The sequence below is a fragment of the Hongsoonwoonella zoysiae genome, assembly GCF_013266695.1.
Lineage (GTDB): Bacteria > Pseudomonadota > Alphaproteobacteria > Rhizobiales > Stappiaceae > Hongsoonwoonella > Hongsoonwoonella zoysiae.
The window spans coordinates 175185-187618 of sequence record NZ_JABRXF010000001.1 but is presented as its reverse complement, the minus strand read 5'-3'; the positions used below and the strand labels follow the sequence as shown (position 1 = coordinate 187618).

The 12434-nt window shown below is 58.2% G+C and carries 14 protein-coding genes and 1 pseudogene; 6 read left to right on the top strand and 9 right to left on the bottom strand.

The window, feature by feature from the left end; translation table 11 throughout:
• Window positions 1–27 precede the first annotated feature (27 nt).
• The 3 genes from HPQ64_RS00890 to nthB form a co-directional block, all read right to left on the bottom strand.
• Complete coding sequence (locus tag HPQ64_RS00890; protein WP_172886518.1) at window positions 28–207, bottom strand: CbtB domain-containing protein; 180 nt, start codon at window positions 205–207, stop codon at window positions 28–30.
• 41 nt (window positions 208–248) lie between these two features.
• Window positions 249–872 (bottom strand): nitrile hydratase subunit alpha, encoded by a 624-nt coding sequence (gene nthA, locus HPQ64_RS00885; protein WP_172886517.1) that lies wholly within the window; start codon window positions 870–872, stop codon window positions 249–251.
• Between the two features lie 81 nt (window positions 873–953).
• A complete protein-coding gene (gene nthB, locus HPQ64_RS00880) occupies window positions 954–1628 on the bottom strand; it encodes a nitrile hydratase subunit beta (protein WP_172886516.1) in 675 nt (224 codons plus the stop codon).
• A 575-nt stretch (window positions 1629–2203) separates the two neighbouring features.
• Between nthB and HPQ64_RS00875 the strand changes: the two are divergent.
• Window positions 2204–2959 (top strand): annotated as a pseudogene (locus HPQ64_RS00875) (IS5 family transposase).
• Window positions 2960–3271: 312 nt separating this feature from the next.
• Here the strand turns inward: HPQ64_RS00875 and HPQ64_RS20780 are convergent.
• Both HPQ64_RS20780 and HPQ64_RS00860 read right to left on the bottom strand, forming a co-directional pair.
• Window positions 3272–3415, bottom strand: a complete 144-nt coding sequence (locus HPQ64_RS20780) for a helix-turn-helix domain-containing protein (protein WP_425483802.1) — start codon at window positions 3413–3415, stop codon at window positions 3272–3274.
• 148 nt (window positions 3416–3563) lie between these two features.
• The gene (locus HPQ64_RS00860; RefSeq protein ID WP_172886513.1) at window positions 3564–4037 is read right to left on the bottom strand and encodes a hypothetical protein; all 474 of its coding nucleotides are present in this window, start codon (window positions 4035–4037) and stop codon (window positions 3564–3566) included.
• A 573-nt stretch (window positions 4038–4610) separates the two neighbouring features.
• Here HPQ64_RS00860 and HPQ64_RS00855 point away from each other — a divergent pair.
• Window positions 4611–5135 carry a hypothetical protein gene (locus HPQ64_RS00855; RefSeq protein WP_172886512.1) on the top strand — a complete coding sequence of 175 codons (525 nt, stop codon included), beginning with the start codon at window positions 4611–4613 and terminating at the stop codon, window positions 5133–5135.
• A complete protein-coding gene (locus HPQ64_RS20525; protein ID WP_281358236.1) occupies window positions 5114–5245 on the top strand; it encodes a hypothetical protein in 132 nt (43 codons plus the stop codon). The genes HPQ64_RS00855 and HPQ64_RS20525 overlap by 22 nt, the downstream gene beginning before the upstream one ends.
• Window positions 5246–5768: 523 nt before the next feature.
• Here the strand turns inward: HPQ64_RS20525 and HPQ64_RS00850 are convergent.
• Entirely contained in the window at window positions 5769–5948 is a 180-nt protein-coding gene (locus HPQ64_RS00850) for a hypothetical protein (RefSeq protein ID WP_172886511.1), read from the bottom strand.
• A gap of 535 nt (window positions 5949–6483) precedes the next feature.
• On the opposite strand from HPQ64_RS00850, the gene HPQ64_RS00845 reads away from it, so the two are divergent.
• The 3 genes from HPQ64_RS00845 to HPQ64_RS00835 all read left to right on the top strand — a co-directional run bounded on the left by HPQ64_RS00845 (window position 6484) and on the right by HPQ64_RS00835 (window position 9594).
• Window positions 6484–7842, top strand: coding sequence for a site-specific DNA-methyltransferase (locus HPQ64_RS00845; protein WP_210260039.1), 1359 nt, complete (start codon window positions 6484–6486; stop codon window positions 7840–7842).
• The gene (locus HPQ64_RS00840; protein ID WP_172886509.1) at window positions 7839–8783 is read left to right on the top strand and encodes a DUF5681 domain-containing protein; all 945 of its coding nucleotides are present in this window, start codon (window positions 7839–7841) and stop codon (window positions 8781–8783) included. The genes HPQ64_RS00845 and HPQ64_RS00840 overlap by 4 nt, the downstream gene beginning before the upstream one ends.
• Window positions 8784–8970: 187 nt before the next feature.
• Complete coding sequence (locus tag HPQ64_RS00835) at window positions 8971–9594, top strand: hypothetical protein (protein ID WP_172886508.1); 624 nt, start codon at window positions 8971–8973, stop codon at window positions 9592–9594.
• Window positions 9595–9675: 81 nt separating this feature from the next.
• Here the strand turns inward: HPQ64_RS00835 and HPQ64_RS00830 are convergent, their stop codons facing one another.
• The 3 genes from HPQ64_RS00830 to HPQ64_RS00820 are packed head-to-tail and all read right to left on the bottom strand — an operon-like array spanning window position 9676 to window position 12433.
• On the bottom strand, window positions 9676–10755 hold the full coding sequence (locus HPQ64_RS00830; RefSeq protein WP_172886507.1) for a maleylacetate reductase: 1080 nt from the start codon (window positions 10753–10755) through the stop codon (window positions 9676–9678).
• Between the two features lie 11 nt (window positions 10756–10766).
• Entirely contained in the window at window positions 10767–11573 is an 807-nt protein-coding gene (locus HPQ64_RS00825) for a CoA-transferase subunit beta (RefSeq protein ID WP_172886506.1), read from the bottom strand.
• Window positions 11573–12433 carry a CoA transferase subunit A gene (locus HPQ64_RS00820; RefSeq protein WP_172888444.1) on the bottom strand — a complete coding sequence of 287 codons (861 nt, stop codon included), beginning with the start codon at window positions 12431–12433 and terminating at the stop codon, window positions 11573–11575. The genes HPQ64_RS00825 and HPQ64_RS00820 overlap by 1 nt, the downstream gene beginning before the upstream one ends.
• Between the last annotated feature and the right edge of the window lies 1 nt (window position 12434).

The window sequence follows — 12434 nt, the reverse complement described above, 5'->3', positions numbered from 1 at the left end:
CGGGAGGCGAATGTCGGATTCGGAGCACTAGTGGCAGGGGAATCCTATGGCGTGCCGCGTGTCATGAGCGGCGTTATGTGCCGCCGAAATCTGGGCGAAACCGACGCCGAACACGATGAACATCCCAAGTGCGGTGAGGATGGATACCGCTTTAAGTTGTTCTGTAATTGCAACTGGCCTCGTGACTGTGGCCGCTGAATGTTCCATTTTACTTCTCCGTTCCTGCTGTACCTGCGAAGTGATGAAGATCAGGCCGTAACGAGATCCAGTCCTTGCATCGCTTCGGTGGAGATGAGCGCGGCAAGCTTCTCTTCATCCCATCCTTCAGTGCCTTCGGGACGGTTCGGGAGGACGAAGTAACGGATCTGCGCGCTGCTGTCCCAGACTTCGACCCTTACCGACGGGTCGAGTTCGACGCCGAAATCCTTGAGGACTTCGCGCGGCTCGCGCACGACACGGGCCCGGAAGACCGGATCCTTGAACCAGTAGGGCGGCAGGCCCAGGAGCGGCCACGGCCAGCAGGAACACAACGTGCAGGACACCATGTGATGGACCTTGGGCGTGCATTCCACGACCTTCAGGTTTTCGCCCTCGATGCCGTCACGCAGTCCGAGTTCCGCGATGGCGGCGTTGCAGTCATCGAGGAGGCGCTTCTTGAACTCTCCGTCCGTCCACGCCCTGGCGCAAACCTTGGCGCCATTGAAGGGGCCCATTTCCAGATCGAAGAAGTTGATCACGCGATCGACCGTGTCGGTGCCGATAAGCTTCTTCTCGCGAAACAGAGACTCCAACGCCTTCGTGCGCGCGGCGTAGTAGCTCTCGCCTTCGCGAAGATGGTCGTGATGACCGTGTTTGTCTTTTTCGGTGGACATTTTTGCTGTTCCCGTGTGGATGGCTTCAAACAGTGGTCTGTCCGTAACTTCGTGCGGACAAGGCGGATCTTCGGACGAAGATCACGCAGCCTCGAGGTAGGTTTCGAAGCAGTCGTTGTAGATGATGTCGTCGGTATCGGGGATATCGGCCCAGATATCGCGCGTCATGAACTTCACTCGATAGATCGGCTGGGGTGTGCTGACGCTGTCCGTGGGCACGCTGTCCGAATAGAGGATTGCCTTGGGATAAACCTCGTCTACCACTCCGATCTTGTTGCGCAGGTAACCAGGCAGGCGCGTATGGACCGCGGAAGGCATGTCCTTCACCTGCACGCGTTGGCCTTCCCTGAAAATCGGGTTGATGACGACATCGCGATAGGGATCGTCGCCCGTCCAAAGGTAGTCGACGACCTTATCGGTAATGTTCTTGTTGCCCTTTTCCGGCAACGGCGCATCGGGATTTGCGAGGAAGTGCGCGGTCAGTTCATCAAGTTCATTTTCGTCGATATAACCGCGCTCTATCAGGAAAGCACACATGCCGCCGAGCCACTTGATGTAGTAGCGATACTTGAAGTAATCGAGCGGGTTCATGCCCTCGGCCTTGACGCGCAGATGCGGCCAGGCCCAGATGCCGGTGCCCATCATTGTCATGTGGACGCCGAAGAGCCGGGCTTCCCAGTCTTCGACGAATACACGTTTTTCGACGTTTACAGGGCCGAGATTTTCAAGCCCTCCTAAGTATTGTTGAAGCTTCATTACAGTTCCCCTCTTCGTCAAGGCACAAAAAAACCCCCGCGAGCCATAAGCTCCGGAGGCTTCGATGCCATTGCGCCTGCGGGCGCTATATTTAATCTCGGATTGCCCGAGAATTTATTCAGGATGGGCAATTCCGAACTTTACGAAAACATAAATCACCTGCTAGGGCAATCATAAATTTTGATTGCCTGCGCACTTTTTTTGGCAAAGGTCAATTTTGGTTTAATTTCACATACTTGTAAGCTTCAACATCAAGTTAGTTATATTCATAAATACGAAAATAAAATAAAATAACAAAATACGCTACGTCGATTTATTATTATTTATCAATAATAAATAAATTTCACAAATTTAGGAAATAAACATAACGTAATATATTTAGTCAACAATAAATTATTTATAAGCATTGCAAGAGTGTCGTAGTTATTATATAATTATTGCAACTAATCTGTCGCAATGTCGAAGATATTCGATGTTAAAATTCGCTATTTCTTCATGAGCTTGGATTCGGGTTTATAAAACGCCTCTGAAAATGAGTTGAAGTCTGATTCAAGCTCCTGAGCACGAGTTTGGCGATTTCTGACGGGTTGTTCTGGTTAAGCGATGAGCGTTTTTCCAACTTGCAACCGCTTTTACCTACGGATACGCGGGGCAAGGCTCGGGTCGGTGACTGGCGTGTCATCAGCGGCATTGTTCAAGTCTTGAAGTTCGGTGGAGGCTGGGTTGATGCTCCGCGGGCCTCTGGGTCGAGGAAAGCCCCTGCAACCGCCTTGTCCGGAGGGCCGAGAAGGGCTTCGGGCCGACATTCTTTGACACCCTTTGTCAACCTGGTGGCCCGACACTGGAAGTGATGATCGACAGCACGACCGTTCGGGCGCATCGGGTCTCCCATGGCGGCAAAGGGGCTCAAAACCATGCCCTGGGCATATCTCGTGGCGGCTCGGGAACCAAAATCCACGCTTTGAGCGACAACAAAGGCCGCCTGCTCGCCTTTCACATCACAGGCGCCAGTATCTCGGACTTCACCGGCGCCGAAGCACTATTGCCAAACGTTCTGGCGAATGGCGTTTTGCGTGGTGATAAGGGCTATGGCAGTGACCATATCCGGCGGACCGTGAAAGCCCGCTGGACCCTCTGCAAACATCCCGCCTCGCAGAACACGGAAATGGAAAAACTGTTTCTCGCCATACCTTTATAAAGGGCGTAATGTCATCGAACGCTTGCTCGGCAGACCAAAGGAATTTCGCAGGAACGCTGCACGTTACGACCGCAACGCCAAAAACTTTCTGTCAGCCATCTGCATCGCAGCAACCGTCTGCTATTGGTTATAAGCCCAAAACCTAGCCGCCAATTGACCGGCCGGCAATCCTTTCATGATCGACGGCTCGAAGGGGCTGCGTTTCGTCAGCCCACAACGCTACTCAGCTCCCTGTCCCCTCAAACCGGGTTCGTCTGACCGAGCCGGAAAAGACGCTGCGTGGAGCGATGGTCGGGTATACGGCTCAATCATCGGGCGGCGGCGCTGATCCGAGAAGTGTCTCGGACGGGTTTTCGCCGAAGACGGCTCGATAATCGGCCGCGAAGCGTCCGCTGTTCAGGAATCCCAAGGAGCGCGCGACGTCCTTGACCGACGCGGGCGGCCCTTAGGGATCTAGCAGGAGGCTTCGCGCCTCTCGAAGGCGGAGGGCCCGCAGATACGCCGCGGGCGAGACCCCGTAGACAGCGCGGAAGCATCGGTGAAGCCAGGTCGGGCCGACACCGGCCGCCCGGCAGAGGTCATGCAGCATCGCATGGCACGGTCGCGCCGCGTCGATCGCCGCCCGGGTCGCCCTCACAATTCGGATCTTGTTGAGATCAATGAGATCTGCCGGTGCCGGAGCCGCAAGATGCGGGTGTAGGCTGCGGGCGATGAAGTCGATCAGGTCGATCTCCGCCTCAGAAGAAAGGAGACAGCGCCCGGCGTCCGGAGAACCTGCAAAGTCGTCGTTCAACAGCGCCAGCAGGTGGCTTCGTAGCGCGGTGCCCGCTGCCTTTCCGAGGGGGGGGCCGCTGGTCGCGCAACGCGGCCTCGTTATCGCGACCGGCGGAGAGCGCCTTCAAGGAATTCTGTAACATCGTTTTGCGCAGGCCGAGGGTCAGATTGTCACGCCTCTCGCTCAGGGTCGCGTATCCGTCCGGCCCTGATGACAGGAACACGTCGAACGGACGCGCCAGAAGTCCGTTGAACAGGTAGGGAGTGTCCCACCTCAGCGGGATCATGATGGCCAGCCAGTCGGGGTCGGCCACGAGATGTCCGGCGATCTTCGGGTCAAGCTGAAGCCGGGCAAGTACAAGATCGCGCCTGCAGACACGCTGGGAGTAGACTACCGGAGAGTCCGGGCCAAGCTGCGCCGTGTAAGCCACACGCAAGGGAAGCCCCGCGATATGGTCCCAGTGGCGGAGGAACGCGCGCGGAAAGTCCCTCTGTCCTTGTCCGGACGCTTTGCTGCCGGCTGACGCCGGCCACGCACGTCTTCCTTGAGACTACTCCCGTTCGATCCCCAGTATAAGAAATGCCCCTTGAATCCCCAAGCCATTCAACTCCTAACCTGCTAGGCTTGAGGGCAATCGTCTGCGTTCTGAGCAGAAGTAGTGCGTCAAGCACAAAGGGAGGGCGACCCCTGATATACCCGTCGTCCACGTTCCCGCTTCGGGGGGCGCCATCGGCTCTTGCCTGCGACATCGAGAGCGGCACGTCGGACCGGTCGGGGAAGGCCGCCAATGGGTCAGGAATACGCGTAGGCATCCGCATCGACTTCCTCCAGCGCGGCTATCCGCTGTCCCTCGCTATGGACAAAAGGACCACAGGACGTGAAAGACCATAAAAAGCCCCCAAAGCCCGACCTCCGGATGAACCGACGTGGATTTTTCGCGGGAACCGCCGCGGCGGGCATGTTCGGGACGCCGCCGAGGCGCGTTGCCGCGTAGACCACCGGTGTCCCCGTGATCACGCCGGTCAACGAGATAACCACTCCGCTATCGAAGGCGAAAGTGCCTTTCCCGCTCGATTTCTTCGATTGCGGTCTCACCCCGAGGGTGATGACGCCGCAGCCGTTCGAACGGGCGATCGTTCCCGAGCTCGAGAACCTGACCTTCACGGCCAGGGGCGGGTTCGAGACATCGCCTCTCAAGGAGTACCTCGTCATCCAGCATGCGCTGAGCAACGTGTCGGAGCTGAATACGGAGCGCTTGCCCTCGGTGTTCGACGAGGAAAACTCGATCGGCGCAACCGGCCAGATGCGAACCTGGCACACGATCAATCCGTGCTTCTCGACGACCAAATCACATATCAGCCATCGGGTTGGAGACCGTTCTTGGGCGAGCCACGCGACCAACGTCTTCGAGAAACGCGAGGACGTTCTCGCTTACACCAAGAACAATTGCCTCGGGTTCATGATCTACTACATGCGGGCGGGCTCCTGGCGGCGGTATGTTCCGGACTCCTCATGCGCCTCGCGGACGGCATGATCCTCACGCTCGAGATCAAGGACACGGACAGCCCTCAGAACAAGGCCGAGCGGGACGCGCTGAATGGATGGGGCAAGGCGATCAACCCGGCAGGCGGTTTCGGACGCTGAGCATGGGCTGTCGCCTTCAAGCTGGGTGAAGTGCAGTACATCGTCGCGAAGCTCGCGGCCGTCGCCGAGCCAGCGGAATAGAGCCCGCAGCTCATCCGATGAGCAGGGATATTGTTCTACCCCGGTCCCGTCTCGACAGCGCCACTGGTATTGAAGTTCAGGTCAGACCTTGATTTTGTCTCCGCTTTTCAGCGGGTTACACACTCTACTCCATATCTGCGCAGCCGAAAACCCCGGAGAATATCGGCCCTGATAGACCGCTTCAGGGCCTCCTAGCACCGGGATCGGTGCTCAGCCCCTCCCGCATAACCCTCGAGAACAACGGAAAACCCGACCGAAGCCGGATCGGGAGAACGCTTTCGACAGGACAAGTGGCGGTGGGTGTAGTCCACCGCGAGCCCGTCTTTGGGTTTGGCCGCTGAAGTCTCCGAAATATCAGGGAATCGGGCCATTCTGCCGAGGATTTGTCGCGCAGAGGTCGGTGTTCGTTCGTGTTTTCAATGGGTTGCAGAGGTTTTATGCATCACGCAATGGACGTTGTGATGTTTTCTTTTTCGCAATCTATCTCGATATCAGGGAATTTGCCCCGCAAAACGGTGCCGTTATCCGGGATGCCATTGCGGTTAAGCGGGATTGCATTGCCGCAAAGCGGGATGCGAATGCCTTCTGACGGAAGCAGCAGGCAGCAATACGGGAAGGTCATGCCGATTGCACGGGAATGTAGTGTCGTTTGCCGGTTGGCACATCACAAATTCCGGGATTGCATTGCCCGATGATGCAGGCGAGACGGTTTTTGCTTTTGGTGCCGCAATGTCGGAAAGGCGGATGCGGCAAGATACGCGCATCGGCTGATGAAACTGCGGCCTGGATCGGTTTCAGAGATCCGCTTCGATCTGCTCTCCGGTACCGAATCGTTCTTCGGCATCACCATCATGACGCCCGCCATGCGCTCCAAGACCAGCGGCTGCCAGCATTCAGCGTATTGTTGTCCACGGCGTATCACGCGTTCGTGAACATCTGAATTTAGCCGGTGTTTTCGAAGCTCGTCCGTTCAAACGGGCTTCAAACACCCTTCTAACGCCTTTTAAATTTTGAGGAGGCTTCGAAAGTTCCATAACTCTAAAATTCCTCGATTATAGCCGCGATGCGCGCATCATTGCGTTCTTGATCCATACGCCGTTGTCCGCCCAACGTTTGTCGCACTCGCTCGGGTGACGGACTGCGAAAGGAGCATGGCGATGACGGCGATTGCGTCCCGGATAGAGATGATGAAACTGTCGGCGCTGCGGCCATACCCCGGCAATGCGCGACGGCATTCGAAGAAGCAGATCCGCCAGATCGCGGACAGCATCGCCCGCTTCGGCTTCACCAATCCCGTGCTTGTCAGCGACGACGGGGAAATTATCGCCGGCCACGGCCGGGTGGTGGCAGCCAAAGAATTGGGATTGGATGAGGTGCCGACGCTCAAGTTATCGCAACTGAGCGCGGCGGAACGGCGGGCCTATGTTCTTGCCGACAACAAACTCGCTCTCAATGCTGGCTGGGACACCGAAGTGCTGGCGATCGAATTGCAGGCACTGATCGATCTCGACTTCGATGTGACGTTGACGGGGTTTTCGCTCGCCGAGATCGACCTGACGCTCGACCACGCTCAAGAGGCCTCGATGACGGCTCCGGACATACCCGCCGATCGGATTCCCGAACCTCCGGAGGTGGCGGTATCGAAACGCGGAGACCTCTGGCGCCTCGGCCGTCATCGGTTGCTCTGTGGCGATGCCAGGTCGGCCGACGACATCGCACTTTTGATGGGCGAAGACCGTGCTGATCTCATCTTCACCGATCCGCCCTACAATGTGCCGATCGACGGGCACGTCGGAGGCCTGGGCAGGGTCAAGCATCGGGAGTTCGCCTTCGCCGCCGGCGAAATGAGCCGCGAGGACTTCACGGAGTTTCTGACGACAACGCTGAAGAATGCTGCATCGATGGCGAGCGACGGCTCGATTGCCTTCGTCTGCATGGATTGGCGACACATGCGCGAATTGCTCGATGCCGGAGAGGCCGCGTTCTCGGAGTTGAAGAACCTGTGCGTCTGGAACAAGACGAACGGCGGCATGGGTACGTTCTACCGGTCGAAACACGAACTCGTTTTTGTCTTCAAGGTGGGCGACGGCCCGCATGTGAACAGCTTCGGCCTCGGAGACACCGGGCGCTATCGAACGAACGTGTGGGACTATGTCGGCATCAGCAGCGTCGGAGCGAAGCGCATGGAGGAGCTTGCCATGCATCCGACCGTCAAACCGGTCGCTCTCGTCGCCGATGCGATCCGCGACTGCTCGCGGCGTGGCGATATTGTGCTTGACGTCTTCGGCGGTTCCGGCACGACGTTGATCGCCGCTGAAAGCTGCGGCAGGCAGGCGCGGATCGTCGAATACGACCTGGCCTACTGCGACGCGATCCTTACCCGATGGCAGGCCTTCACTGGCAAACAAGCTGTGCTGGAGCCAACGGGAACCGTTTTCGAGGAGGTTGCCGAAGAAAGGCGCGCGCCGCCGGCCGTACCGGTAACGCGGGCCCGGAGAGGGAGAACCGGTAAATGAGCGCCTCTTCGAAGGACGAACCGTCGGATCGCGACGAGAAGCCGTCGACCGGGATTCCCCAAGAGGCGGTGAGGCAAGCGAAGGATACGATCCTGTTCGGCACCGGCTACAAGCGTCCGCCTGCGCACACGCAGTTCAAGAAAGGGCAGTCCGGCAACCCGAAGGGCCGGCCCAAGTCTCAGGGCCTCTCCGACGATCGATGCCTGTCGACGGACGAACTGGTCCTGAAGCTTGCCGAGCGCAAGGTGACGGTCCGTGAAGGTAGCGAAACACAAGCGATTTCGGCGATCGAGGCCGTACTTAGGGCGCAATACGTCGCGGCCACGAAAGGCAACTCGCATGCGCAAAGGCATGTGATCGAGCGTTACGACCAGGCCAAACGACGGGAGCGGCAGGAAATTACCGACAGCAATGACTTCTGGCGGGGTTATGTCGCGGCCGCTCGCAAGGATATCGCGGAAGCCGAAGCGCGTGGCGAAACTCCTCCGGAGCCGTTGCCGCACCCCGACGACGTTGTCATCGACGCGGTCAAGGGCGTGCGATTTACAGGACCGATTGATGGGGAAGGTGCAGCGAAACTCCGGGAAACCTGCAAGTTGCGGGATATCCTGTTCCTGCAGGATGCGCTGGACTGCCGGTCGATGGGAGATCCGGACGGTGCCGATCCGCTCAACGGACCGGGAACGGCGCTCGCCTTCGCGCAGATACTGAACGACAGCTTGCCCGGACGGCATCGGCTGTCGGACGACGAGATCGTTCTGCGCAGCATGCGTCATGACGCCCTGCCGAAACGCCAATTGCTCAAGGAAGTCTACCAGGCGTGGCGAAGGTTCGGTCGAGAACAGTCGCGCGGCAAGACTTTCCCGCCCCTGCGCTATGCAAAGCAACTGTCCGACAACCTTGTGGAGGGGCTGGAGCGACTGCGTGAAGGCGAGGCGTGAGCGGTCCGACCGACCCTCCATGGTGGCGTATCCAATTCCGCGAAGACGCGGACAGTCCTTGAAAGAAAAGCTTGCCATCCGCCTGGAAGGAAGCGGTCCTGCGGACGGCCTTTTCCGCTGCCTTCGCCGAATACTGAAGGGCGTTGCACAAGATGAGCAGGCTACCTGAGATACGGAAGGCGCACATATGGCTATCCTACAGTCGGGCGATCTCGCTCTCGAAATCGTCCATAGTGATTTCGAGCATGGCTGGGTCAGTTACGATGTCGGCCTCTTGTGGAAGGGAGAGTCGATCGTCAACGACGCCATATTGAAGCGCACGACCGAATATTGGGCGTCGCGAGGGGTGGGCGTCATCAGGGCAAGCGAAGACGAGGCCTGCAGCCTGCTACCGTTCCTCAAGCGCGTTCTGCGAACCAATGAATCAGACTACTGGGCGCCCACTGAGCCGGATATCTCCCTGACGATCATAACCGATGGGCGTTTTCCGGACATGCCTGTGCCGCGCGACGGGGAATTGGCGCGGCCGGAGAGCGGAGCAGGGGAATCAGGGGACGCGGATGCCAACGCGAATGCCCTTTCGCCCGATGATTGGATCCGGCTTCTGCTGAGCGTCGATACATATAACTTTACGGATGCCATCAAATACAGTGGTCAGGGCATTTGCATCCGCCTGAGCGTCACGCGCGCGGACCTAGAACGTTTCTATTACCGGCTTCGTGTTGAATACCTCAGGTTCCGGTACGACTTCGCCGTGGACGAACAACTTGAGCTCAGCCATGGATCGGATTACGAGGCGCCGGAGTTTTGAACAACGCCGTATCTCCAACTTGGTGCGTTGGGTGGGTGCTTCACCGTTCCAGATCCGATATTTCCGGGGAGCTGATTTTCTTCAAGTATAAGCTGTAGCGTCAGGGGGATTTCCAGACCAAGCGCGGGCGATCAAGGCGCGAATACTGACTTCATCGATCGGTCGCGGATTCCAGTAAGGATTCTCCACGGTCAAACGGGCGATCTCGCGAATGCCGGCTTCCGGCATGCCAAAGTCCCTCAGTGCGCTGGGAGCGCCGATGGATGATGTCAGCGTGGCCAATGCGGCCGCTCCATCTGCATCGGTGCGCCCAAGCGCGCGCGCAATCCTTGCCATGGCGTCCGGTGTGGCGCTTGCGTTGTACGCGGCAGCATGCGGAAGAATGATTGAATGCGTTTCGGCGTGCGGAAGGTTGTAAGCGCCTCCGATAGCGTGACAAAGCTTGTGATGCAGAGACATGCCAGCCGCACTCAGGCAAGTGCTGCAAAGCCAGGCCCCGTAAAGGGCATCCGATCTTCCCTCCAGACTTGAGCTGTCGTGTTTCAGAGCCGGGAGTGCCTGACCCAACGCGCGAATGCCTTCTTCTGCCATCAGCGAAATCACCGGGTTGCCGTCCCTTGCATAAAGGGCCTCCATGGCGTGTGCGACTGCGTTGAGGCCGGACACAATGGACATCTGCACGGGCAATGACAACGTCAGGTCGACATCGTAGATCACGGTCTTCGGCCTGACCCTGTCGTCACGCAATGTGGTTTTCCGCCCGCCTTCGCTCTGCCCGAGATAAGGGGTCATTTCCGAACCCGCATAGGTGGTCGGGATCGCAATCTGCGGGAGGTTTGCGTGAAGCGAGAGAGCCTTGCCAAGTCCGATCGTCGATCCGCCCCCAATAGCGACAGTTGCATCAACATCGCGTTCAGACGCGACCGAAATGGCGCGATTGGTGATTTCGACGGGCGTATGCATCGTGGCTTGATCGAAAGATCCTACCGCCCGGCCGTCGAGCAATTCGACCAATGCGTCACCTTGTTCGCGTTGCTGGGGCGTCGTAAGGACGAGTATCCTGCGAGCGCCGAGGCGTTCGGCCTCTGCCGGCAATTCGGCAAGTGTGCCGCTTCCGAATATGACGCGGCTCTGTGTACCGGTGTAGATGAAGTCTTTCATCGGAGCCTCCATTAGCCGGCTGTGCTGGCTCGCCTGGCCATTTTCATGGCTAAAGGCCTTTCGCGGGCAGCTTTCGTGCGCGCATTGAGGTCACGCAACACGAGAAGCTCTTCCTGACTGGGAGGCTCCGTCGTTGCCACGTTCTCAGCGTATCGGACAGGCCAACCACAGGATTCCTGTATCTGTTCCGCACCGACGCCGGGGTGAATGGCGCTGACGATGAACTCCTTGCTTTTGGAGTCGGGCTTCCAGATAGCGAGATCCGTGATGAGCAGGGTCGGTCCCTTTGTCGCAATACCTGCGTTCTGGCGGGCATCACCGCCGTCGCCGTGGCCGAACGAGGTCACGAAGTCCACCTTTTCGACGAGTCCCCGGCGCGACTGCTTCATCATGACGAAAGTCTGATGGCAGGAGGTCGCTATCTCCGGGGCCCCCCCGCCTCCAGGAAGGCGGACGTCGGGGCGGTGATAATCGCCGATGACCGTCGTGTTGATATTGCCGAACCGATCGATCTGCGCCGCGCCGAGAAAACCTACGGAAATACGGCCACCTTGCAGCCAGTATCGAAACATTTCCGGTACAGAAACGGTTGTTAGGGCAGTGTCGGTCAGTTCGCCGTCACCAATCGACAGCGGTAGCACAGTTGGCGCTGTCCCGATCGTCCCGCTCTCGTAGATCAGGGTCAGTCCGGGGGCATGGGTCATTCGGGCCAGGTTGCAGGCTGCCGACGGCGCACCGATCCCCACGAATACGACATCATCGTTCTTGAGCGCACGTGCCGCGGCGATGGTCATCATTTCCTCAGACGTGAAAGCCATTATGCCGCGCTCCTTCGCATGCGTTCGACGCGCAGGTCGAAGCAATTCGGATCCGCATTCAGTACATTTTCTTCCATCCAACTCAGGAAGACGGCCCGGTCTGACGAGATACGTTCCCACTCGAGATAGGCGGCGTTATCCCGGTCGTAGTAACCGTGAGCGTAGGAAGGATGCGCGCCACCAGGAACGACGGAAATAGACTGGATGGTCCAAGCAGGCAAAATGCACGCGTTGGGATGGACTCCGGAGAAGCTGTCGACAATTTCCTCGACCGTGACGACGACGCATTTGGCGGCAAGCGCCGCCTCCTTCTGGACTCCCAAAATGCCTTCCACCAAGACGTCGCCCTTCCTGTTGGCTTTTTGCGCATGAATAATCGTCAGGTTTGGCGTTAACGAGGGTACTGCCGCGAGAGTTTCTCCGCTGAAGGGGCACGTTATGAACTTGATGCCAGGATTGACCTTCGGGAGGTCTGCGCCCTTGTAGCCTCTGAAGATGGCGCAGGGTAATCCGGCTGCTCCGGCCTCATAAGCCTGGGCCATCGCGGAATGCGAGTGTTCTTCAAGCTCCAGCGGCCTCGGCCAGCCATTTTCCACCGCATCGCGCATGCGTCGCAGCAGCCCCACACCGGGATTGCCCGCGTAGGAGAACGTCATCTTCCTGACCCTTCCCATGCCAATAAGTTGGTCATAGATAAGATCGGGCGTCATGCGTATGAGGTGCAAATCCGTCACGCCCTGGCGGATGATTTCATGCGCCGCCGCATAGGGGATCAAATTCGTGAAACCCTCGAACGCGACGGTAAAGCCGTCCTCGATATTCTCGCCGATTGCGTCTTTCAAATCCTGAAATCTTGCCATC

Bases quoted from the DNA above. Each gene is read 5' to 3' on its own strand.
- HPQ64_RS00890 (WP_172886518.1), bottom strand. From the start codon at position 207: ATGGAACATTCAGCGGCCACAGTCACGAGGCCAGTTGCAATTACAGAA.
- nthA (WP_172886517.1), bottom strand. From the start codon at position 872: ATGTCCACCGAAAAAGACAAACACGGTCATCACGACCATCTTCGCGAA.
- nthB (WP_172886516.1), bottom strand. From the start codon at position 1,628: ATGAAGCTTCAACAATACTTAGGAGGGCTTGAAAATCTCGGCCCTGTA.
- HPQ64_RS20780 (WP_425483802.1), bottom strand. From the start codon at position 3,415: ATGCTGCATGACCTCTGCCGGGCGGCCGGTGTCGGCCCGACCTGGCTT.
- HPQ64_RS20525 (WP_281358236.1), top strand. From the start codon at position 5,114: ATGCGCCTCGCGGACGGCATGATCCTCACGCTCGAGATCAAGGACACG.
- HPQ64_RS00850 (WP_172886511.1), bottom strand. From the start codon at position 5,948: ATGACCTTCCCGTATTGCTGCCTGCTGCTTCCGTCAGAAGGCATTCGC.
- HPQ64_RS00845 (WP_210260039.1), top strand. From the start codon at position 6,484: ATGACGGCGATTGCGTCCCGGATAGAGATGATGAAACTGTCGGCGCTG.
- HPQ64_RS00840 (WP_172886509.1), top strand. From the start codon at position 7,839: ATGAGCGCCTCTTCGAAGGACGAACCGTCGGATCGCGACGAGAAGCCG.
- HPQ64_RS00835 (WP_172886508.1), top strand. From the start codon at position 8,971: ATGGCTATCCTACAGTCGGGCGATCTCGCTCTCGAAATCGTCCATAGT.
- HPQ64_RS00830 (WP_172886507.1), bottom strand. From the start codon at position 10,755: ATGAAAGACTTCATCTACACCGGTACACAGAGCCGCGTCATATTCGGA.
- HPQ64_RS00825 (WP_172886506.1), bottom strand. From the start codon at position 11,573: ATGGCTTTCACGTCTGAGGAAATGATGACCATCGCCGCGGCACGTGCG.
- HPQ64_RS00820 (WP_172888444.1), bottom strand. From the start codon at position 12,433: ATGGCAAGATTTCAGGATTTGAAAGACGCAATCGGCGAGAATATCGAG.